The organism is Bacillus pumilus (assembly GCF_003431975.1).
Taxonomy (GTDB): domain Bacteria; phylum Bacillota; class Bacilli; order Bacillales; family Bacillaceae; genus Bacillus; species Bacillus pumilus_N.
Genome location: NZ_CP027116.1, coordinates 2994368 through 3014087 on the forward strand (window position 1 = coordinate 2994368; position 19720 = coordinate 3014087).

The window sequence follows — 19720 nt, forward strand, 5'->3', positions numbered from 1 at the left end:
TTTTAACTTATTAAAGTCTAAATAAGTCCAAATTACCCAAAATATATGCACTGAATGGAAAAACACCTGGCGTTTAGACGCCAGGTGTTTCCCTGTAGCTCTTACATTTTAAATTGTTTAATGAGCTCTCTTAGCTCTTCTGCCATCTGAGATAAAGTGGCAGAGGATGAGCTGATTTCTTCCATTGATGCCAGCTGTTCCTCTGCGGACGCTGCGATATCTTGGAAGCCTGCAGAACTTTCTCGTGAAAGCTCTTTGATTTGATTGACTGCTTGTGAAATATCGTTCGAGCCATGCGAGAGTTCTTTGGCCGATCCGTTCATTTGTTTCATTTGTTCTGTCATTTGTGATGTTTTATCGGTGATTCTCTCAAAGCTTACTTTCGTTTCATCTGTAATATTTAATCCAGATTGTACTTCACCCGCTACTTGTTTAAACATTTCCTGTGACTTTTCAATTTCCTCTACAATCTCGTTCGTCAAACTTTCAATTTCCTTTGAAGAGCTTCCTGATTGCTCTGCCAGCTTACGAACTTCTTCTGCAACCACAGAGAAACCTCTGCCTGCTTCACCTGCTCGAGCAGCCTCTATCGCAGCATTTAAAGCTAGAAGATTCGTCTGGTCAGCAATGCCGTTAATCACACCGAGAATGTTTGTAATATCCTTTGATTTCTGCTCTAAGCCTTGAATAACAAGCTCTGCTTCTTTTACTGCCTGCTCAATCGTTTGCATTTGACCTGCTGTTTTTTGAACGAGTTCTCCACCAGTCTGAGCCGTTTTGCTCGTTTCAATCGACGATTCCATCATATGAGAGGTCGTATCGACCATATGCGATAAGCTGCGATCCATGTCATTCAACTGGACTGAGCTTTTTTCGATCATATCGTTTTGATGTTCAGTGCTGTTCGAGAACTGTTCAATAGATGATGTGATATGCTCGGTCGCTTGTGCCGTCTGACCCGCACTTGCTGTTAATTCCTCAGAGGAGGCAGCCACATTTTCAATGGAATTCTGAACAGCTTGGATGACTTGTTTGAGTTTTGCCGACATCTCGTTAAAGCTCTGCGCAAGTTTACCGATTTCATCGTACGTACGAACTTCAATATGCTGGGTCAGATCACCCTGACTGATTTTCTCAGCCGATTCAGAGAGCTCTATCAGTGGCTTTCGAATCGATTTAATAATAAAATAAATTGCGATTCCGCCAACGACAATCGCAGCTGCCAGTATGATCATTGTTAAGTCGAGCACTGGCTGTGCTGCTTCTTTGACTTCGTTCACATACATTGTCCCAGCAATCTTCCAGCCTGTCGCTTCATTTGTGTCAAAAAACATTTCTTTTGGCTGTCCATTGTATTCATATTCGAAGCTGCCTTGTTTTTTTTCATACATTTTCGAGACAAAATCACCTGTCAATTTCGTCCCGCCCTTGGTTGTTTTATGAGCAACATAGCGCTGATCTGCGGTTGCGACAAACGCATAGCCTTCTTGACCAATTTTGATGCTGTTTGTATCTTTCACCACCGTGTTCAAGCGAACATTCATCCCGATCACCCCAGAACCATCCGCTAATTGTTCTGATATTGTGATGAGCAGGTCATCAGATGATTTATCGACAAAAGGATTTGAAATGATGAGTTTTTTCTCTCCCATCGACTGTTGAAACCATGGTTCGTTTTTTGCATTTGCTGCACTTCCTTTGTGGATCTCTGAATATTCAGTTAGTTTACCATTTTGATCTGAAACGAATACTCCCACTACATCTTCATCTGTTTCCGATAATTGCTCTAATTTCACCTTGAGTAAATCCTTGTTTTTAGCTGACAATTCACTCTTTTTCACGGATTTAGATAAATAGGATACGATATCAATTTTAGGTTGTACATCTTTGTTAATAAGTTCGTTTAATTGCTGAACACCATTTGCAGCACTAGACATAATCTCATCATTGAGGGAATTTGATGCCACTTCATAAGAAAATGCGGCCAATACGAGAATTGGCACTAGGAGAATCGCTAAGAATGCGGTAATTAATTTCTTCGACATCGTAAAGTGTTTAAAAAAGTTGATTTTTTTCATTACTCTACTCCTTTTGAATTATGATTTGTGGTCTTTCACCTCTATTCTTAGGTAATACGAATCGTTTTTCAAGGTATAATGTTCGATAAATAATTAAAATGAGTAATATTGCCTATTTCTTTTGGTTTAGTATAATGAAAAAAGAGCCCTAGCTGAAGGGCTCTTTTCATTATGTCTATTCGACTTTAAATTTGCTGATTAAATCACGCAATTCTTCTGCCATAGAAGAGAGTGTAGCAGAGGACGAACTGATTTCTTCCATTGATGCAAGCTGTTCTTCCGCTGAAGCAGCAATGTCTTGAATGTTTGCGGAGCTTTCGCGTGAGACGTCTGCGATCTCACGAACAGCCTCGGACACATGTGCTGAGCCTTTGAAAAGCTGGATCACTGTTTGATTCATCGTTTGGAGATTGTCTGAAATTTCTTTTGTCATTTCGAAAATATTGTGGAAGCTGACTCTTGTTTGTTCAGTGAAGCTTAAGCCTGATTGAACTTCTCGGTTCACCGTAGTGAATACTTCCTGTGATACATCGATGTCTTGAACGATTTCTTTGATCAAATTCTCAATTTCCTTCGCCGAATTGGCTGATTGAACAGCCAGCTTTCTTACTTCTTCTGCTACAACAGAGAAGCCTCTGCCAGATTCCCCAGCTCTTGCTGCCTCGATTGCTGCATTTAGTGCAAGTAAATTCGTTTGATCTGCAATTCCATTGATGACACCAAGAATTTGTGTAATGTCTTTTGACTTACTTTCAAGAGCGCTGATGACATTCTCTGCTTTTTTGACGGACTGATCAATGACATTCATCTGAGAAGCGGTTTTTTCCACGAGCTGTCCGCCTTCCCCTGCGATATCTGTTGATTTGATCGATGAAGCAGTAATGGATTCAGCCGACTCATTCATGTGCTGAAGGCCTCGGTTCATTTCCTCTAACTCGTCTGAGCTGGATTCGACTTTGTCATTTTGACTTTCATTTCCGCTGGAGAATTGTTCAATGGCTAGTGTAATATGCTCTGTTGCTTTACTTGTTTGTCCTGCGCTGGCGGTCAGTTCTTCTGATGAAGAAGCGACATTTTCAACTGAGGTTTGAACGGCACCAATGAGGGTTCTTAATGAGTCGATCATTGTATTAAAGCCCTTCCCAACTTGTCCAATTTCATCATCTGATTGGATCTGAAGCTTATCGCGTAAATCGCCTTCGCTGACTTTTTTCGAGAAACGGGCAAGGTTGGATAATCTTTTAGATATAGAGCGGACGATAAAGAAGATGATGATCCCTGCTACAATAAGTGTGACACTGAACACGATAATGGCTGTATTGAAAACGGGCTTTGCCGCATCTTCTACTTCTGAGACGAGCATCGTTCCACCGATTTTCCAGCCAGTTATTTTATTGGTCACATACGCAACCTTTTTATCTGTTCCTTTGAATGTATAGCTGCCGCTTCCTTCTTTGTCTTTAAAAATAATATTTGCCAGACTCTCATTGACCTGACTCCCTGACTTTTCGGTTGGGTCTGCTAAAACTGTTTTATCCTTCTCCATAATAAAGGCATAGCCTTTTTGCCCAATTTTGATTTCCTTTAACTTTTGAAGCAGGCTGTCAATTTCCATATCAAGTCCAATGACACCTGAACCATCTTTCATTTTTTGAGCAATCGTGATGACCATTTTGCCTGTAGAGGCTGCTACATATGGTTTTGTGATGACTTGTTTGCCGTTTTCTGCATTGAGTGCCTCTTGGTACCATGGACGCTCTCTTGGATCGTAGCCATCAGGCATCTTTTGAACTGGGTATTGCATAAACAATCCCTTTTCGGAGCCTGCATAGATAGCCGAAACATCCTTTTCATTAATTTTTCCAAATTGTTGCAATTCTTTAATGGTTGCATTTCTATTTTTTTCTTGAAGATTAGACGCTTTAAGTGTGTCTGTAAACAGGGTCACAGCATCTGCTTTGTTTCCAATATTCTCATTGATTAAGGTGTCAAATGCATTGACTTGACTCATCGCACTGCCCATAATCTGCTTGTCTAGCTCAGTCTTTGAAGTGAAAAATGCACTAATTGTCAGTGCAACGGTTGGCAGGATGAGGACTACCAAAAAGGCAATAATTAATTTTTTTGAAATGGATGGTTTTTTTAACCATTGGATCATTTTTCCCATTTTCTCTTTCCCCCTTTACTTCTCTAAAGTTATTATCGGATGAAAGGTTTATTTTTAGAGGCTGGAAATGATGTTTAAAGATAAAAAAAATACCCAGACAATTCTGGATATTTTTTCATCATTTTTTAATCAATTTTAAATTGACTTGTGAGCTCTTTTAGTTCCTCTGCCATGTTGGCAAGTGTCACAGATGAGGATGTGATTTCTTCCATTGATGCCAGCTGCTCTTCCGCAGAAGCCGCAATGTCCTGGATGTTTGCCGCACTTTCTCTAGAGACTTGGCGCATCTCCTGCATGGCTTGTGAAACAAGCTTTGAACCGCTCGATAGGTCAATCGCCGTATCGTTTAATTGCGTCAGTTTTTTCGACATTCCTTCTGCCGCCTCATAAATGTTCTGGAAGCTTTCTTTTGTTTCTTCTGTCATTCCGAGACCTGCATGTACTTCTCGATTGACTGCTTTGAACATATCTTGAGATTTAGCAATTTCTAACACAATTTCTTGAATGAGCTTTTCAATTTCTTTCGCTGAATCTGCGGACTGGACAGCTAATTTTCTCACTTCTTCTGCAACGACGGAGAAGCCGCGTCCAGATTCACCTGCTCTTGCTGCTTCGATGGCTGCATTAAGCGCAAGTAAATTCGTTTGATCTGCAATGCCGTTAATGACATTCAAGATGCTCGTAATATCTTTAGACTTGTATTCTAATTGCTTTATGACTTGTTCTGCTTCTTGTACAGATGTATCAATATGTTTCATTTGGCTCGCTGTGCTTTCAACAATTCGGCCGCCTTGACCAGCTGCCTCTGTCGATTGAAGCGAAACAGCAGCCACTTCTGATGACGTATGTGACATGTCTTGTAATCCATCATTCATTGCCACAAGCTGATTCGTACTAGATTCGACTTTCTCGTTTTGCGCGTCATTTCCATTTGAAAATTGTTCAATCGACATCGTGATATGCTCAGTGGCTTGACTTGTTTGGCTGGCACTTGCGGTCAGCTCCTCGGAAGCAGAAGCCACATTGTCGACAGACTGCTGAACCGCTCGAATGACATCACGAAGAGATTCACTCATTTTGCTAAAGCTTCGCGTGAGATCTCCTATTTCATCTTTCGACTTGGTTTCAAGGGTTTCGGTTAAATCCCCTTCACTCACTTTGGTTGAGAAATCAACAAGCTTTCGAAGTCCGATTGTAATCGATCGAACGATGAAGAAGATCGCGATGCCGCCAAGGATAAATGAAGAAATTAAAAGAATAATGGCAGAATTCCAAACTGGCTGTGCTGCTTCTTCTGTTTCTGATACAAACATCGTTCCAGCAATTTTCCAACCTGTTAAATCATTAGTCACAAAAACGAGACGCTTTTGTTCTCCTTTATTCTCATAAGTTGACGTTCCTTCTTTGCCGCTGTAAAGGATAGATGAAATATTTCCAGTGACCTGAGATCCTGATTTCTCTTCTGGATGGGCTACAATTTGCTTATTTTTATTTGCAATAATTGGGTATCCTTCTCGTCCAATTTTAATCTCTTTTATTTTATCAACAATGTCTTGCACATCAATGTCGATTCCGATCGCTCCCGACCCGTCCTTCAGGCGCTGGGCAATCGTGACAACCATGCCGTTTGTTGTGGCAGAAATGTATGGATTAGTGACAACTGGCTCACCACTTTTATCCTGCATAGCTAGTTGATACCAATCGCGTGTTGTTGGATCATAGCCTTTTGGCATATCTACTTTAGGAAACTGAATGAAATCACGCTTTTTACTTGCTGCATAAAACCCAACCACATCATCTTCATTGATTTTACTGTATATCTCAAAATGCTCATACAGCTCGTCCTGGTTGTTCTTTTTAAAATCTGCAGCAGTAGATGTTTCAGTAAAGAGTTTTACTGCGTTTTCCTTATTGATCAGCTTTTGCTGGATCATGTCATTCAGTTCATTGACTCTTGCGTTTGCTCCGTACATGATTTCATGATCTAATTCTTCTTTGGCAATCTGATATGAAATCGTACTGAGTGTAATAATTGGCAAGACGAGAACGAGTGTGAATGAAATGATCAGTCTCTTTGAAATCGATGGTTTTTTCAACCATTTTATTGCACTTTTCATGTTTTTCCTCCTTTTAAACGATATGTTATATATCGGACAGCTTCATATTATTTTCATGTTTTTCAAATAAAAAGGATGCTTTTTTGTTTATTTTCACAAATAGATTCCTTGCCCAAGCACCCTGCATACGCTAATACAAAAGGAGGCGCTTTTCATATGATTATCCTTTCAGGACAGCCAGTGACAAATGAGCAGCTGGCTTCATTTCAGCTAGAAGGACAAAAGCGGATCATTTTGATGCAGTTACAAGCCTCAAATGTTATGTATCGCTACAGGCAAGCATCAGATTTGTTATTTGAAGTCACATTGAGATCGAATATTATGAATGCTGCAAGAGATTTGAATAAAAGTGGTGCCTCATTTGCCATCTTTCAAAGGTCTCGTGCAAATGACGCATTTTGGCGTGTATCGGAAGCAGGAGCACTAGAGCTACGCTATCAAGTGGAACCATCTACAGGGATTAAAGACATTTTTGAAAATGGATCACAATATGCATTTGAATGTGCCACGGCAATTGTCATCGTATTTTATATGGGGGTCCTGCAAACGGTGGGAGAAGAGAAGTTTAATCGAAGACTTCGCAGCTTAACGCTTTATGACTGGCACTATGATACATTGTCGATTTATACAGAGCGTGGGAATGACTTTATTTATGGAGATTGCTTATATTTTGAAAATCCAGAGTTTAGCTATCAGCAGTCACAGTGGCGCGGGGAAAATGTGATTTACTTAGGTGAAGATCAATATTACGGACATGGACTTGGGATTTTAACAGCAGCAGAAATAATCGATAAATTGAATAAGAGAAGACGGCCAGGTGCTGTTCAATCTGCTTATCTACTGCCGCAGACTACCCGGATGGATGTGATTTATCTTAGGCAAATGTTTGGTAGCTAAAAAAAGCCTCTTGTCTATTGGTTATGACAAGGGGCTTTTGTATGCCTTGCGTTTATGATAATCTTGCAGCGTGCCAAGCATCGTGTTCGCAAGGATCTCCATTTTTTCTAAGTCTTTTCTAGTGACTGGCGGATCGTGCCGGCTCCATTTTACGTAACGAACAAAATAGTAGTGTCGAATGGGCGTAAGGACGGCAGGAGAGTGTGGGAATTCATCAAACCAACATTCAATTTGTCCTTTTTTACGGTATGAATGTTTTAAGATGTCCATCCTGTCACACCACCTAGCATGATTTTATATGCGCGTCAGTTCGTGCATAATCTCTTCAACGGTTAAAATGGAGTGAATACGGCCAACACCCTGTCCTGCCCAAAGAGCCATTTGATCAGGGTTCCCTGCGGCAGCAGCGGCTTTTCGCATCGGTGTCGTCCATACATGCTGAACTGGATAAGGAAGCACCCTCTCTTCATTTTTTCTTTCTTCCTCCATCCATTCGTTCACAATTCCTCTTGCTCTTTTCCCTGAAAAAAGCCTTGTGATCTTGGTTTCACTGCTTTCCGCCTGCAAAATCGCCTTTTTGTATACGTCTGCTGCTGCACTTTCCTGGCTGGCTAAAAATCTTGTGCCGATTTGAACCGCATCCGCTCCAAGCGCTAGAGCGGCTTTCACTCCTGCTCGATCTGTGATCCCGCCTGCAGCAATCAATGGTACTCGGCAGAGCGGCTTGACATCGGTTATCAGACTAAAAAGTCCCAAGAGGGCATCTCCTCTTGAAGGTAAAAAGGTACCACGATGTCCCCCTGCTTCGCTTCCTTGCAGAACAATGGCATCCATTCCTTTCTCCTCTAAAAGCAGTGCCTCCTCTTTTGTTGTGGCGGTTCCAATTAAAAGAATCCCCTTTTGTTTGAAGCGTTGAATGGTTTGTTCATTTGGACAAGCGAAAGTAAAGGAAACGACCGGTACTTCTTCTTCCAGAAGAATGTTGATTTTCTGTTCAAAATCACCCCACAGTGCTTCTTCGCTTGGCATACGATCAGCTGGCGGATATGCAGGCAGCCGCTTTTCCCAAAACGCTACGTCTTCTTTTTTGGGTTCAGAAATTGGCTCTGGAACAAACACATTGACCTGAAACTGGCGGGGTGTCAGCTGTTTGACCTGTTTGATTTGCTGCCTCATATTGTCAGGCTGCACATACCCACTTGCCAAGCTGCCAAGTCCCCCGTACTGTGAAACAGTGGCTGCCAGCTGCGGTGTCACAGCTCCTCCGGCCATTGGCGCTTGGATGATTCCATATTCGATTTGCAATAATGTCGTGATATCCCCCATTTATTTCCCCCATTTCTTTTGTCGTTTCTATAAAACCATACCCTTTTTATGCGAAACAAATCTCTGCCTATCCGAAGAAATTTCTCTTACCTAAAGTTTACCAAGCAAAAAAACCTCGTCAAGCGCTACGAGGTTTTTAGGAGAAATGAACCTTCTTGATTTCAATGGTTCGAATATGGTGATCTTCTGCATCTATGATGGTAAATTTACAGCCTTCTGCTTCAATCGTATCCCCAATCTCAAAATCAAATTTATGCGTCATCATCCAGCCGGCAATTGTATCAACATCATCATTCTCAATGGCTAAATCCAATAAATCATTCACTTCATCAATCAAGGCTTTCCCATCCATTACATAGTGGAAATCACCTTTTTTAACGATGTGAGGGGTTTCATCTTGATCATATTCGTCTCGAATTTCGCCCACAATTTCCTCTAATATGTCCTCTACTGTGACAAGTCCGGCTGTTCCTCCATATTCGTCTACGAGCACCGACATATGAATTCGTTCCTTTTGCATCAAAATGAGCAATTCTTGAATAGGAGTGCTTTCAATCACCCGAATGACCGGACGCATTAAGTCTTCAATCGTCACATCTTGATTTAAAAAGCTCGCCTTGAACACATCTTTGCTATTGATGACACCAATCACATGATCTTTGTCTTCTTTAATGACAGGGTAACGTGTGTACCTTTCGTTTAGCATATAATGCGTCACGTCTTCAAGCGTCTGTTCAATCTCTATGGCTGAAATTTCTGTACGAGGGATCATGATCTCTCTCGCCACTCGGTTATCAAATTCAAAGATTTTATTCACATATTTGTACTCAGATTGGTTAATTTCGCCCTTCTCATAGCTTTCAGATAAAATGAGACGCAATTCTTCCTCACTGATCGCCACTTCATGTTCTTTGACAGAATGAAAACCGAATAATTTTACAATGCCTCTCGCCGCCCCATTTAATGCTTTAATAAATGGGTACATGACTTTATAGAAAAAGATGAGCGGTTTTGCTGTGATAAGGCTGACCGCCTCTGCCTTTTGAATGGCGATCGTTTTAGGCGCCAGTTCCCCAACAACGACATGTAAAAACGTAATGATCACAAACGCAATGATAAACGATAGAATGTCTATTAATGCGGAATGAAGCGCTAGCTTTTCAAAAAGTGGATGCAGGAAATGTTCTACCGTCGGCTCGCCCAGCCACCCTAAGCCTAAAGCCGTGATGGTAATGCCAAGTTGACAGGCAGATAAATATTCATCAAGATTTGATATGAGCTTTTGAACATGAATGGCTCTCTTATCACCGCTTTCAATCAGTTGATTGATTTTAGAGCCTCTAATTTTCACAATCGCAAATTCAGTGACAACAAAAAATGCTGTCGCAGCAATGAGTAAAATGACTAAAAATACGTTTAAAATATACAAAAAAAACCCTTACCTAACAATGGTAAGGGCTCACCTCCTCTGGCATCAATTAATCATTACGGCCATTTAGGAAGATCATTACAAAACGGAGCAATTCAAATAAGGAGACAAGGGCCGCTGCGACGTACGTAAGAGCTGCAGCATTTAACACCTTGTTCACGCCTCTTTCTTCACTGCTTCTAATGATTCCTTCTGAAACAATGATATCTTTTGCACGAGAACTTGCATTAAACTCGACAGGCAATGTCACAAGCTGAAAGAACACAGCCGCTGAGAACAAAATGATCCCAAGCCCGATTAAGTTAAGGCTGCCGAGCAAGATTCCACCAAGGAAAAGAAGCGGGGCAACACCAGATGCAAAGTTCACGACAGGAAAGATTTTATGTCTCAACACAAGCGCACCATAGGATTCTTGATGCTGCAAGGCATGTCCAACCTCGTGTGATGCAACTGAAATGGCCGATATGGAATGGCCATAGTACACAGGTTCAGATAAGCGAACCACACGCTGCGTCGGGTCGTAATGATCAGTCAAAGTTCCTCTTACCGGTTCAACAGGCACGTCGTATAACCCGTTGCGATCTAAAATATATCGAGCGGTTTCCGCACCTGTTTTCATACTGGCAGCTTCAACCTTTGAATACTTTTCAAAATTATTCTTTACCTTAAATTGTGCCCAAAATGATAATCCCAATGCGGCAAATGTTAAAAAATAAAAAAACAGCATGCTCATCAGCTTCCTTTTATTTTATATATTTATTTACAATTTTAAAGACTTTTATGTAGCGTGTACAGCAAAAAGCACTAGGTCTTTTTGAGGGGAACAACTGCGCCAATGAAAAAGAAGAACACACCTAAGCATGCTGTATAAAAGGTTACCGTTCCGTATAGATCTTGAAAAAAATGAAGCCATGAAAAATCATTCATAAAATGATTGACAGTATTCAAGTCAAACACAAGTAAGATGACAGCCGATGATAAACAGTGCGCACCGATAAAAAGAAGTACGGTCTTTTGAACGAACGACATTCGAATTCCCTCCTTCTTCTCTTTTATTTTAAGATATGGAATCTGTTTTAATACATGACGAAGATGAAAAAATGTTTCCTTAATCGGGCATACTGACATTAGCAGTCTCCTGAAAGGAAGAGTCCAATGAAATCAAACCGAATCTTTATCGCTTGGCTAAGGTGGCCACTGTATCTTCGAATTGCCATCATCATCTGCTTCTTACTGCTCTTTTTTGGACAATTAATCGTCTTGCTGGAACCGAAGCAGTATCATACGATCTTTGATGGGATCTGGTGGGCCCTCATTACAGTCGCGACGGTCGGCTATGGTGATTTTGTTCCGCAAACCATGCCCGGACAAATCGCAGGTATGGCGCTGATTTTGATCGGGGCAAGCTTTGTCACGGCTTATTTTGCAACACTTGCTGCCGCTGTGTTCAGTAAGCAGCACCATTATGTAGAAGGGAAGGTCGCCTTTAAAGGGAAAGGACATCTCATTATCGTCGGTTGGAATGAAAAAACAAACAAACTGCTTCAGTCGTTTCAAACGATTGATCCAGCTATGCCGATTGTGCTGATTGATGACTCCTTAAAGGAAGGGCCTCTACTAGAGAATGTTCATTTTATTAGAGGGCATGGGACTGAGGATGGCACACTACGCAAAGCCAATATTACCGGTGCAGACGCACTGATGATTACCGCAGATCAGCACGAAAATGAAGTAACAGCCGATATGCAGAGTGTTTTAACATTACTTGCAGCAAAAGGATTAAACCCGTCGCTCTACTGTTTAATTGAAATCTTAACAGATCGATATGTGAAAAATGCCGAGCGTGCTGGAGCGAGTCAAGTCATTCATACCTCTGATGCAGTCAATCATTTAATGGTCGAGCACTTTCTTTTAAAGGAACAGCTCAAATCGCTAAAGAAAAAACGACATATGACTTTGCATAAACATGTAACCACCATACCGATCCCAGCTTCACTAGCTGGAGAAACATTCTTAACAGCCCTCCATCACTTTTTAGAGCATCATGTGATCATTGTCGGCGTACAAAAAAAAGAAGGACCCATGATGAATCCTCCCTTTGGCTATGAACTGCATCCAGAAGATGAACTCATTAGCCTTTAAAGCAGTGCGTCTTCTAATTCTTTGACGAGCGAAAAGCCAATCTCAGTATATGCTTTTGATACTTCTCCATCTTTCTCTTTTGGTTCTTGGAATTGGTTAAAGGATGCTCCCACATTTCCCACCATCGCATGATCATCTAATTTATCTTGATAAACATGCTTTAAGAGAAAGGGATCTCCCAGTTTCACCACAACGCCTGGCTGATCCAGCTGGCCTTTTTCTGCTGTAAAAGGAACTCTGAGAAAGGTATAGCCATCACGGTTATCAATTTTATAATCAAAATACCCGTGATCATAATCCCAGTTGCCATTAATGACATAACCGAGCGGCTTCATGGTCTCTTCTAAATGGTAAAGTGAAAAGCTTTCACCAGGCAGTCTGGATGGTACATGAATCATACGAAACCCTCCTTTTTGTATAGGGTTCGTTAAAGAGAGGAATTCATACATTACCTCTCGTGATTTGTACATTGTTTGTAAAAGCGGCATCCAATAAGCTTTGATTGGTTAATTGATTCGTCTCGTTATCACTGCCAGCACCTTCTGTATCCTTCACAGCACACATAGGACAAATACGTCCGACATTGCCAAAATTGACAATTGCCTGACCAGAAATGTCGTGAATGTAAATATGATTTGTTCTCATGTTTCACCCTCCTCTACTCATTATTCTATGTGCAGAACATAGGGAGGCTTGCACAGGAACCATGAGAACTTAAAAAAGGCACACCCTTTGATAAGGTGTGCCTTTTTATTCTTACGATTGTTTCAGACGGCTTTCAAGCTCTGCTTTTTTCTCTTCGAAGCCTGGTTTTCCTAATAAAGCAAACATATTCACTTTATACGCTTCTACGCCAGGCTGGTCGAATGGATTGACGCCTAGTAAATATCCAGACATCGCACATGCTTTTTCAAAGAAGTAAACGAGGTAACCGAATGTATAAGCATCCATCTCAGGAATTGTCACGATGAGATTTGGTACTTTTCCATCAGTATGAGCAAGCATCGTTCCTTCAAATGCCTTTTTGTTGACGAAATCAACCGTTTTTCCTGCCAGATAATTCAAACCGTCAAGATCCTGTTCTTCTGCTTCAATCACAAGCTCATGCCGAGGCTTGTCTACATTGACGATTGTTTCAAACAAGTCTCTTCTTCCTTCTTGGACATATTGACCAAGTGAATGAAGATCTGTTGAGAAGTTCGCAGATGAAGGGTAAATTCCTTTTTCATCTTTCCCTTCACTTTCACCGAACAATTGCTTCCACCATTCTGAGAAGTATTGCAGGCCTGGCTCATAGTTAATCAGCATTTCAATCGTTCTGCCTTTATTGTAAAGGACATTACGGACGACAGCATATTGGTACGCCGCATTCTCAGAAAGCTCAGATGAAGCGAAGTCTTCACTTGCTTTTGCCGCACCTTCCATCATCTGATCAATGTCTGCCCCGCTTACAGCGATTGGCAATAGACCCACTGCTGTTAATACTGAATAGCGTCCACCTACATCATCTGGGATGATAAATGATTCGTAGCCTTCTTCCGTTGCTAATGTTTTCAGTGCACCTCGTGCCTTGTCAGTTGTCGCATAAATACGTTTTTTCGCTTCTTCAGCACCGTATTTTTCAATGAGGAGCTTTTTAAAGATGCGGAATGCGATCGCTGGCTCTGTTGTCGTACCAGATTTTGAAATCACGTTAATAGAGAAATCTGCATCTTCCAATAGATCCATCACATCTGTTAAATAAGAGGAACTGATGTTGTTTCCAATAAAAATGATTTGCGGTGTCTTGCGTTTGCCTTTTGGCAGCGTGTTATAGAACGAGTGATTCAAAAATTCAATCGCCGCACGTGCACCAAGATAAGAGCCGCCGATTCCGACAACAAGCAAAACATCAGAGTCAGATTTAATTTTATCTGCACTTTTTTTAATGCGAGCAAATTCTTCGCGATCATATTGCTTCGGTAAGTCAACCCAGCCTAAATAATCACTGCCTGCACCCGTTTGTTCATGAATATTATGATGGGCCACCTTCACAAAATCTTTTAGATATGTAAGCTCATGCTCTTGAAAGAAAGGTAACGCTTTCGAGTAGTCAAATTGAATATGTGTCATCGCTTGTAAGCCCTCCATTACGTTAGTTCTGTCCCTTTCACTTTAGCGGAACTAGCTATTGAAATCAAGTGATCGTCACTCGCATAGCAAAAAGCCGTTTCTCGCTATGAGAAACGGCAAGCTGAATTATAAAGAAGCTTTCAAAATAGAAAGAATGTCATCACGACCAAGTTTCATAAAGTTACCAAACCCACCGTATTCCATTTCTTTCGCCGCAATGTCGGCAATTTTGTCCAGTTGATCTTCACCAATGTCATAATCTGCTAGACGGTTTGGTGCACCGAGGCTTGTCCAGAAGGCTGACAATTTGTCGATTCCTTCTAATGCGATATCACGATCTGATTTTCCTTCTGTCTCGATGTCAAACATGCTTAGCATGAGGTTTTTAAAGCGTTCTACATTGTGATCGAGTGTATGACGCATCCAATTTGGGAAGAGGATAGCAAGTCCACCTGCATGCGGAATGTCATAGACAGCCGATACAGCATGCTCAATCGTATGAGAAGCCCAGTCACCAAAGTAGCCCATTTGCAGCGTGCCATTTAAAGCAATGGTTCCTGCATACAGGATCGTTTCGCGGTGCTCATAGTTTTGTAAGTCTTCAAGTAGCTTTGGTGCTGTCTCGATGACTGTTTGAAGAACAGCAAAACACATTCGATCTTGTAGCGGTGTGTTTTTTACATTATGAAAGTATTGCTCGAAGACGTGGCTCATCATATCGACCATGCCATACACCGTCTGGTTTTCTGGCACAGAATATGTATGCTCAGGGTCTAGGATGGAAAAAGCAGGGTGAGTCACGGAACTGCCCCACACATATTTTTCATTCGTTTCCCAGTTTGTGATGACAGAGTCAGGATTCATTTCTGAACCAGTTGCTGCAAGTGTCAGCACTGTGCCAAATGGCAATGCTTTTTGAGCGGTTGTTTTCTTTGAGATAATGTCCCAAACATCTCCGTCATACTCTGCTCCAGCCGCAATTGCTTTTGTACAGTCGATCACACTTCCGCCGCCAACGGCTAATAAGAAATCAATCTTTTCCTTTTGGCAGATGTCGATTCCCTTTTTCACTGTGTTGAGGCGCGGGTTTGGTTCAACACCTGATAGCTCAAATACTTCGGCTCCTGCTTCATTTAACGCGCTGATGACATTGTCATAAAGACCATTTTTCTTAATGCTGCCACCGCCATATACAAGTAACACTCGTTTTCCATAACGAGCGAGTTCGCTTTTTAGTCCCTCTAGTTGTCCTTTTCCAAACATTAATTTCGTTGGATTATAGTAAATAAAGTTTTCCATCTGTTGATACATCTCCTTACAGTGTATAGACTCAAAAACAGGAAAGATTACTGTAACATATGTACACGTTGAACTCAAAAAAAAGATAGCTGCATGAAAGCAGCTATCCAGTGTGTAGACAAACCCTCGCATTCTTTGTCAGGTCTGCGCTCCGGCGCTCTCGCCCTTCCTAGACTACAAAGGTTTTCTATCACGCTGAGTTGTTCGTTTATAAAGAAGCATTCAAAATAGCTAGAACATCTTCTTTGTTAAGCTTTTTAAATTGACCAAATTCACCACGTGCCATTGCACGGTCTGCAATTAAATCCATTTTCTCATCGTTGATATCATAATCCGCTAAACGATTTGGTGCACCAAGACTTGTCCAGAAAGCTGACAATTTGTCGATTCCTTCTAAGCCTACTTCTTCGTCTGTTTTGCCCGCAGGGTCCACATCGAATACACGTACCGCTAATTGTTTAAAGCGGCCTGGGTTTTCCTGAATGACATGCTTCATCCAGTTCGGGAACAAGATCGCAAGTCCGCCGGCATGAGGGATATCATAAACAGCAGATACCGCATGCTCAATGTTGTGAGATGCCCAGTCACCACGAGCCCCCATTGACAGCATCCCATTGAGCGCAATGGTGCCAGTGAATAAGATGGTTTCACGCAGCTCATAGTTCTCTAGATCGTTGATCAGCTTCGGTGCTGTTTCAATGACCGTACGAAGAAGTCCTTCACACATACGATCTTGATAAGGCGTATTTTCAGTGTGATGGAAGTATTGTTCAAACACGTGAGACATCATGTCAACCATACCATAAATTGTATGGTTTTTTGGCACAGTAAATGTGTTCACTGGGTCAAGAATAGAGAATTTAGGGAAGACTGCTGGACTGCCCCAGCCATACTTCTCGTTTGTTTCCCAATTTGTAATAACTGATCCAGAGTTCATTTCAGAACCTGTTGCAGCAAGTGTTAATACCGTACCAAATGGGATAGCTTCCATTGGGACATGCTTACGAGTGACAATATCCCAAGCATCTCCATCGTACTTCGCACCAGCTGCGATCGCTTTTGTTGCGTCAATGACACTTCCGCCGCCGACTGCCAAAATAAAATCAACGTTGTTCTCTTTGCAAAGCTCAACGCCTTTTCTGACGGTTGTTAAGCGTGGGTTTGGTTCAACACCAGCAAGTTCAGTGATTTCAGCACCTGATTCTTTTAAAATGCTGACAACTTGGTCATAAAGGCCATTTCGTTTAATACTGCCTCCACCATATACAAGCAATACGTTTTTTCCGTAGTGTTTGAGTTCATCTGAAAGGGCAGATACTTCTCCCTTTCCAAACATTAATTTTGTTGGGTTCCAATAAGTAAATCGATCCATGTGATCTCCTCCTCGGGCTACATTATGCGCCTCAATCATTCCAAAAGTAAAGTAATTTGCTTTAATCCATTTTCTTACGCATAGTTTGGCTAAAAATCTGCAAAATATAAATGTATTGATGCTGTAGCGAAAGGAGGAATCACGATGAGTGCTATTCAACGTATTGCCCTCGTGCTCACGATTATTGGTGCTATTAACTGGGGACTAATCGGCTTTTTTCAATTTGACTTAGTAGCAGCGATCTTTGGCGGACAAGGTGCTGCATTATCACGTATTATTTATGGTCTTGTTGGAATTGCAGGTCTTGTCAATCTTGGTCTATTGTTCAAGCCAAGTGAAGAAGCTGTTCGCCGTGACGAGCCAAATCCAGAGGTTCGCTAAAGAAAAGGACATAAAAAAAGGCTACCTATAAGAGGCAGCCTAAGGCACCGTTTGAAGCGGTGCTTTTTTTATTTCTTGATAAGATCTTTACGGTTAGATTGCTCAATCCACTCTTCAAGTTTATCTTTAAGTGTATTGAAACCTTGTGGTGCAGCAGCTTCTTCTTTCACTTGCTGTGGTCTTTGTTTCTTTGGTTTGCTTTCTTTTCTTTCAGGTGCATCTTGTGTCGCACGGATAGAAAGGCTGATTTTACCTGCATTTTCATCAACAGAAAGAACTTTTACTTGTACTTCGTCACCAATTGAAAGGTGCTCGTTGATGTCTTTTACAAAGCCATGTGTTACTTCAGAAATATGCACAAGTCCTTGAGTTTCTTCATCTAATGCAACAAACGCACCATACGCTTGTAATCCTGTTACTTTACCAGTGTAAACACTGCCTACTTCAAACTTTGTCGCCATGATAACAACTCCTAAATAAATGTTTTAATATTCGTTTATACGCAATTAAAAACTATATCATAGAAAGGTCAGTTACGCAAAATATTTTTTAATGAGGTTTAGATCCGATCAAAAGGGGGAATACCTGAAAACAAGAATGCTTTCTAGTATTCCCCCCTAATTTGAGAGGCATGAGTCCTGATGGATTGATGCCTTTTTTTATTTTATGATGACAGGTGCTTCTTCTTTCACTTGTCGATTCTGTAAAAAGCGCTGCATTCTTGAAAGTGATTCCTGTAGATGGTCAAGAGACGACGCATATGAACAACGAATATGACCTTCACCACTCGGGCCGAAGACATTCCCAGGGACTACGGCTACTTTTTCACTAAGGAGCAGCTCCTCAGCAAATTGTTCTGACGTCATGCCCGTGCTTTTAATGGACGGGAATGCATAAAATGCGCCGTTTGGCTGGTGGCATGTCAGTCCTAATTCATTCAAGGAGCCGACAAACAAATTACGGCGTCTTCTGTAGCTTTTCTTCATTTTCTCAACATCTTCAAGTCCATTTTTCAACGCTTCTTCCGCTGCATATTGTGCCATCGCGGGCGCGCACATCATAGAATATTGGTGTATTTTCAGCATGGCATCACGCAGTACAGGTGGTGCTGCCACATACCCTAAGCGCCAGCCTGTCATGGCAAACCCCTTTGAAAAGCCTGAAATCAGGATCGTTCTTTCCTTCATATCTTGGATTGCTGCGACGCTTGTAAAAGCTTCATCGTATGTCAGCTCTGCGTAAATCTCATCTGTGATAATGAGAAGGTCATGCTCTTTTGCAAATTGGGCAATATCTTCAAGCTCTTCCTTTGAATAGACAGAGCCAGTTGGATTTGACGGTGAGCAAAGCAGAATGGCTTTTGTCTTCGGCGTCAGCTTCGTACGAAGATCCGCAGAGTCTGCTTTAAAATCTTTTTCAGCCGATGTACTTAAATAAACAGGCACTCCACCTGCAAGTGTCGTAAGAGCCCCGTATGCTACGAAGCAAGGCTCTGGAATGATGACCTCATCCCCGCTGTTTAAAATCGCACGAAAGGCCAAATCAAGTGCCTGGCTTCCGCCAACTGAGATAATGAGTTCTTCTTCGGGACTGTAGTCAATGTGAAACCGCTTATATAAATAGTGGCTCAGTTCTTTTCGCAAAGATAACAGCCCTGCATTCGCCGTATAAGAGGTAAGCCCTTGTTCTAATGACATAATACTTGCTTCTCTGACATTCCAAGCTGTCACAAAATCTGGCTCGCCGACACCAAGGGAAATGACGCCTTCCATTGTGGCTGCCAAATCAAAGAATTTTCGAATACCTGACGGCTGAATGCTTTGTACCGTTTCAGATAAATAAGACTTTTTCATTTAAGGTGACACCACGATTCTTTTGTCATCGTCTCCTGTTTCAAACACTTTCCCATCATGTTTATATCTCTTCAAAATAAAGTGGGTAGTTGTTGAAACAACGGAATCAAGTGTCGATAATTTTTCAGATACGAAGCGGGCAATATCAGACATAGACCTTCCGCGAATCACGACAGATAAATCGTAAACACCTGACATGAGATAGACAGACTCCACTTCCTGAAAGCGATAAATACGTTCAGCAATTTCATCAAACCCGACACCTCTTTTTGGTGTCACTTTGACATCGATCATTGCTGTGACGCCTTCGTGACCATCCACTTTACGCCAGTCAATCATGGTTGAATAATCAATAATGACTTTTTGATCTTCAAGTTTTTGAATAATGGCTTCTGCTTCTTCTGTTGTCACACCTGCCATTTTTGCAATTGTATTTAAGTCGGCGCGGCTGTTTTCATCTAAAATCTCTAATATTTCAGTTTCTTTTTCAGTTAGTTTCATTTTGAATTCACACCTCAGATTGTAAAAGCTAGTTTTAAAAAATCTT

General features: G+C 41.5%; 19 protein-coding genes and 3 pseudogenes. 3 read left to right on the forward strand and 19 right to left on the reverse strand.

Going from position 1 to position 19720, the window contains the following annotated elements:
* Positions 1–101: 101 nt before the first annotated feature.
* From C5695_RS20970 to C5695_RS20995, 6 genes and pseudogenes are all read right to left on the reverse strand, one after another.
* A complete protein-coding gene (locus C5695_RS20970) occupies positions 102–1049 on the reverse strand; it encodes a methyl-accepting chemotaxis protein (protein ID WP_395940520.1) in 948 nt (315 codons plus the stop codon).
* Positions 1041–2078, reverse strand: a pseudogene (locus C5695_RS20975) (HAMP domain-containing protein); the annotation flags it as partial. The pseudogene C5695_RS20975 and the gene C5695_RS20970, both read right to left, overlap by 9 nt.
* Positions 2079–2253: 175 nt before the next feature.
* A complete protein-coding gene (locus C5695_RS20980; protein ID WP_410369224.1) occupies positions 2254–3204 on the reverse strand; it encodes a methyl-accepting chemotaxis protein in 951 nt (316 codons plus the stop codon).
* Positions 3199–4245: pseudogene (locus C5695_RS20985) on the reverse strand (HAMP domain-containing protein); the annotation flags it as partial. The pseudogene C5695_RS20985 and the gene C5695_RS20980, both read right to left, overlap by 6 nt.
* A gap of 125 nt (positions 4246–4370) precedes the next feature.
* Positions 4371–5321 carry a methyl-accepting chemotaxis protein gene (locus tag C5695_RS20990; protein WP_410369225.1) on the reverse strand — a complete coding sequence of 317 codons (951 nt, stop codon included), beginning with the start codon at positions 5319–5321 and terminating at the stop codon, positions 4371–4373.
* Positions 5313–6362 (reverse strand): annotated as a pseudogene (locus tag C5695_RS20995) (cache domain-containing protein); the annotation flags it as partial. The pseudogene C5695_RS20995 and the gene C5695_RS20990, both read right to left, overlap by 9 nt.
* A gap of 156 nt (positions 6363–6518) precedes the next feature.
* Between C5695_RS20995 and C5695_RS15635 the strand changes: the two are divergent.
* A complete protein-coding gene (locus tag C5695_RS15635) occupies positions 6519–7259 on the forward strand; it encodes a protein-glutamine gamma-glutamyltransferase (protein ID WP_117731494.1) in 741 nt (246 codons plus the stop codon).
* Positions 7260–7280: 21 nt separating this feature from the next.
* Here C5695_RS15635 and C5695_RS15640 read toward each other — a convergent pair whose 3' ends face one another.
* The 5 genes from C5695_RS15640 to C5695_RS15660 form a co-directional block, all read right to left on the reverse strand.
* Positions 7281–7529, reverse strand: a complete 249-nt coding sequence (locus C5695_RS15640) for a hypothetical protein (RefSeq protein WP_117731495.1) — start codon at positions 7527–7529, stop codon at positions 7281–7283.
* 24 nt (positions 7530–7553) lie between these two features.
* Positions 7554–8585 carry an NAD(P)H-dependent flavin oxidoreductase gene (locus tag C5695_RS15645; RefSeq protein WP_117731496.1) on the reverse strand — a complete coding sequence of 344 codons (1032 nt, stop codon included), beginning with the start codon at positions 8583–8585 and terminating at the stop codon, positions 7554–7556.
* Positions 8586–8721: 136 nt separating this feature from the next.
* On the reverse strand, positions 8722–10014 hold the full coding sequence (locus C5695_RS15650) for a hemolysin family protein (protein ID WP_117731497.1): 1293 nt from the start codon (positions 10012–10014) through the stop codon (positions 8722–8724).
* A 49-nt stretch (positions 10015–10063) separates the two neighbouring features.
* The gene (locus tag C5695_RS15655) at positions 10064–10738 is read right to left on the reverse strand and encodes a zinc metallopeptidase (protein WP_117733154.1); all 675 of its coding nucleotides are present in this window, start codon (positions 10736–10738) and stop codon (positions 10064–10066) included.
* An 80-nt stretch (positions 10739–10818) separates the two neighbouring features.
* Positions 10819–11043 (reverse strand): YuzI family membrane protein, encoded by a 225-nt coding sequence (locus C5695_RS15660; RefSeq protein WP_117733156.1) that lies wholly within the window; start codon positions 11041–11043, stop codon positions 10819–10821.
* A gap of 126 nt (positions 11044–11169) precedes the next feature.
* Between C5695_RS15660 and C5695_RS15665 the strand changes: the two genes are divergently transcribed.
* A complete protein-coding gene (locus C5695_RS15665; protein WP_117731498.1) occupies positions 11170–12156 on the forward strand; it encodes a potassium channel family protein in 987 nt (328 codons plus the stop codon).
* Here the strand turns inward: C5695_RS15665 and C5695_RS15670 are convergent.
* From C5695_RS15670 to C5695_RS15690, 5 genes are all read right to left on the reverse strand, one after another.
* The gene (locus C5695_RS15670; protein WP_117731499.1) at positions 12153–12554 is read right to left on the reverse strand and encodes a YugN-like family protein; all 402 of its coding nucleotides are present in this window, start codon (positions 12552–12554) and stop codon (positions 12153–12155) included. The genes C5695_RS15665 and C5695_RS15670 overlap by 4 nt on opposite strands.
* 43 nt (positions 12555–12597) lie before the next feature.
* Positions 12598–12801, reverse strand: coding sequence for a spore germination protein (locus tag C5695_RS15675; RefSeq protein ID WP_233230748.1), 204 nt, complete (start codon positions 12799–12801; stop codon positions 12598–12600).
* Positions 12802–12912: 111 nt separating this feature from the next.
* Positions 12913–14268, reverse strand: coding sequence for a glucose-6-phosphate isomerase (locus C5695_RS15680; RefSeq protein WP_117731500.1), 1356 nt, complete (start codon positions 14266–14268; stop codon positions 12913–12915).
* A gap of 126 nt (positions 14269–14394) precedes the next feature.
* The gene (locus C5695_RS15685) at positions 14395–15567 is read right to left on the reverse strand and encodes an iron-containing alcohol dehydrogenase (RefSeq protein WP_117731501.1); all 1173 of its coding nucleotides are present in this window, start codon (positions 15565–15567) and stop codon (positions 14395–14397) included.
* A 208-nt stretch (positions 15568–15775) separates the two neighbouring features.
* The gene (locus C5695_RS15690) at positions 15776–16939 is read right to left on the reverse strand and encodes an iron-containing alcohol dehydrogenase (RefSeq protein ID WP_117731502.1); all 1164 of its coding nucleotides are present in this window, start codon (positions 16937–16939) and stop codon (positions 15776–15778) included.
* Between the two features lie 144 nt (positions 16940–17083).
* Between C5695_RS15690 and C5695_RS15695 the strand changes: the two genes are divergently transcribed.
* The gene (locus tag C5695_RS15695; RefSeq protein ID WP_008345792.1) at positions 17084–17320 is read left to right on the forward strand and encodes a DUF378 domain-containing protein; all 237 of its coding nucleotides are present in this window, start codon (positions 17084–17086) and stop codon (positions 17318–17320) included.
* Positions 17321–17388: 68 nt separating this feature from the next.
* Here C5695_RS15695 and yugI read toward each other — a convergent pair whose 3' ends face one another.
* The 3 genes from yugI to C5695_RS15710 form a co-directional block, all read right to left on the reverse strand.
* Positions 17389–17781 carry a S1 domain-containing post-transcriptional regulator GSP13 gene (gene yugI, locus C5695_RS15700; RefSeq protein ID WP_007500519.1) on the reverse strand — a complete coding sequence of 131 codons (393 nt, stop codon included), beginning with the start codon at positions 17779–17781 and terminating at the stop codon, positions 17389–17391.
* 198 nt (positions 17782–17979) lie between these two features.
* Positions 17980–19173: an aminotransferase gene (locus tag C5695_RS15705; protein WP_117731503.1), complete on the reverse strand. Its 1194-nt coding sequence runs from the start codon at positions 19171–19173 to the stop codon at positions 17980–17982.
* Positions 19174–19674, reverse strand: coding sequence for an Lrp/AsnC family transcriptional regulator (locus tag C5695_RS15710; RefSeq protein ID WP_003213765.1), 501 nt, complete (start codon positions 19672–19674; stop codon positions 19174–19176). It lies immediately after the preceding gene.
* Positions 19675–19720 lie beyond the last annotated feature (46 nt).

Excerpts from the sequence above, each read along its gene's own strand:
- C5695_RS20970 (WP_395940520.1), bottom strand. The coding sequence starts at position 1,049 with ATGTCGGCAAAACTCAAACAAGTCATCCAAGCTGTTCAGAATTCCATT.
- C5695_RS20980 (WP_410369224.1), bottom strand. The coding sequence starts at position 3,204 with ATGATCGACTCATTAAGAACCCTCATTGGTGCCGTTCAAACCTCAGTT.
- C5695_RS20990 (WP_410369225.1), bottom strand. The coding sequence starts at position 5,321 with ATGAGTGAATCTCTTCGTGATGTCATTCGAGCGGTTCAGCAGTCTGTC.
- C5695_RS15635 (WP_117731494.1), top strand. The coding sequence starts at position 6,519 with ATGATTATCCTTTCAGGACAGCCAGTGACAAATGAGCAGCTGGCTTCA.
- C5695_RS15640 (WP_117731495.1), bottom strand. The coding sequence starts at position 7,529 with ATGGACATCTTAAAACATTCATACCGTAAAAAAGGACAAATTGAATGT.
- C5695_RS15645 (WP_117731496.1), bottom strand. The coding sequence starts at position 8,585 with ATGGGGGATATCACGACATTATTGCAAATCGAATATGGAATCATCCAA.
- C5695_RS15660 (WP_117733156.1), bottom strand. The coding sequence starts at position 11,043 with ATGTCGTTCGTTCAAAAGACCGTACTTCTTTTTATCGGTGCGCACTGT.
- C5695_RS15665 (WP_117731498.1), top strand. The coding sequence starts at position 11,170 with ATGAAATCAAACCGAATCTTTATCGCTTGGCTAAGGTGGCCACTGTAT.
- C5695_RS15670 (WP_117731499.1), bottom strand. The coding sequence starts at position 12,554 with ATGATTCATGTACCATCCAGACTGCCTGGTGAAAGCTTTTCACTTTAC.
- C5695_RS15675 (WP_233230748.1), bottom strand. The coding sequence starts at position 12,801 with ATGAGAACAAATCATATTTACATTCACGACATTTCTGGTCAGGCAATT.
- C5695_RS15680 (WP_117731500.1), bottom strand. The coding sequence starts at position 14,268 with ATGACACATATTCAATTTGACTACTCGAAAGCGTTACCTTTCTTTCAA.
- C5695_RS15685 (WP_117731501.1), bottom strand. The coding sequence starts at position 15,567 with ATGGAAAACTTTATTTACTATAATCCAACGAAATTAATGTTTGGAAAA.
- C5695_RS15690 (WP_117731502.1), bottom strand. The coding sequence starts at position 16,939 with ATGGATCGATTTACTTATTGGAACCCAACAAAATTAATGTTTGGAAAG.
- C5695_RS15695 (WP_008345792.1), top strand. The coding sequence starts at position 17,084 with ATGAGTGCTATTCAACGTATTGCCCTCGTGCTCACGATTATTGGTGCT.
- yugI (WP_007500519.1), bottom strand. The coding sequence starts at position 17,781 with ATGGCGACAAAGTTTGAAGTAGGCAGTGTTTACACTGGTAAAGTAACA.
- C5695_RS15705 (WP_117731503.1), bottom strand. The coding sequence starts at position 19,173 with ATGAAAAAGTCTTATTTATCTGAAACGGTACAAAGCATTCAGCCGTCA.
- C5695_RS15710 (WP_003213765.1), bottom strand. The coding sequence starts at position 19,674 with ATGAAACTAACTGAAAAAGAAACTGAAATATTAGAGATTTTAGATGAA.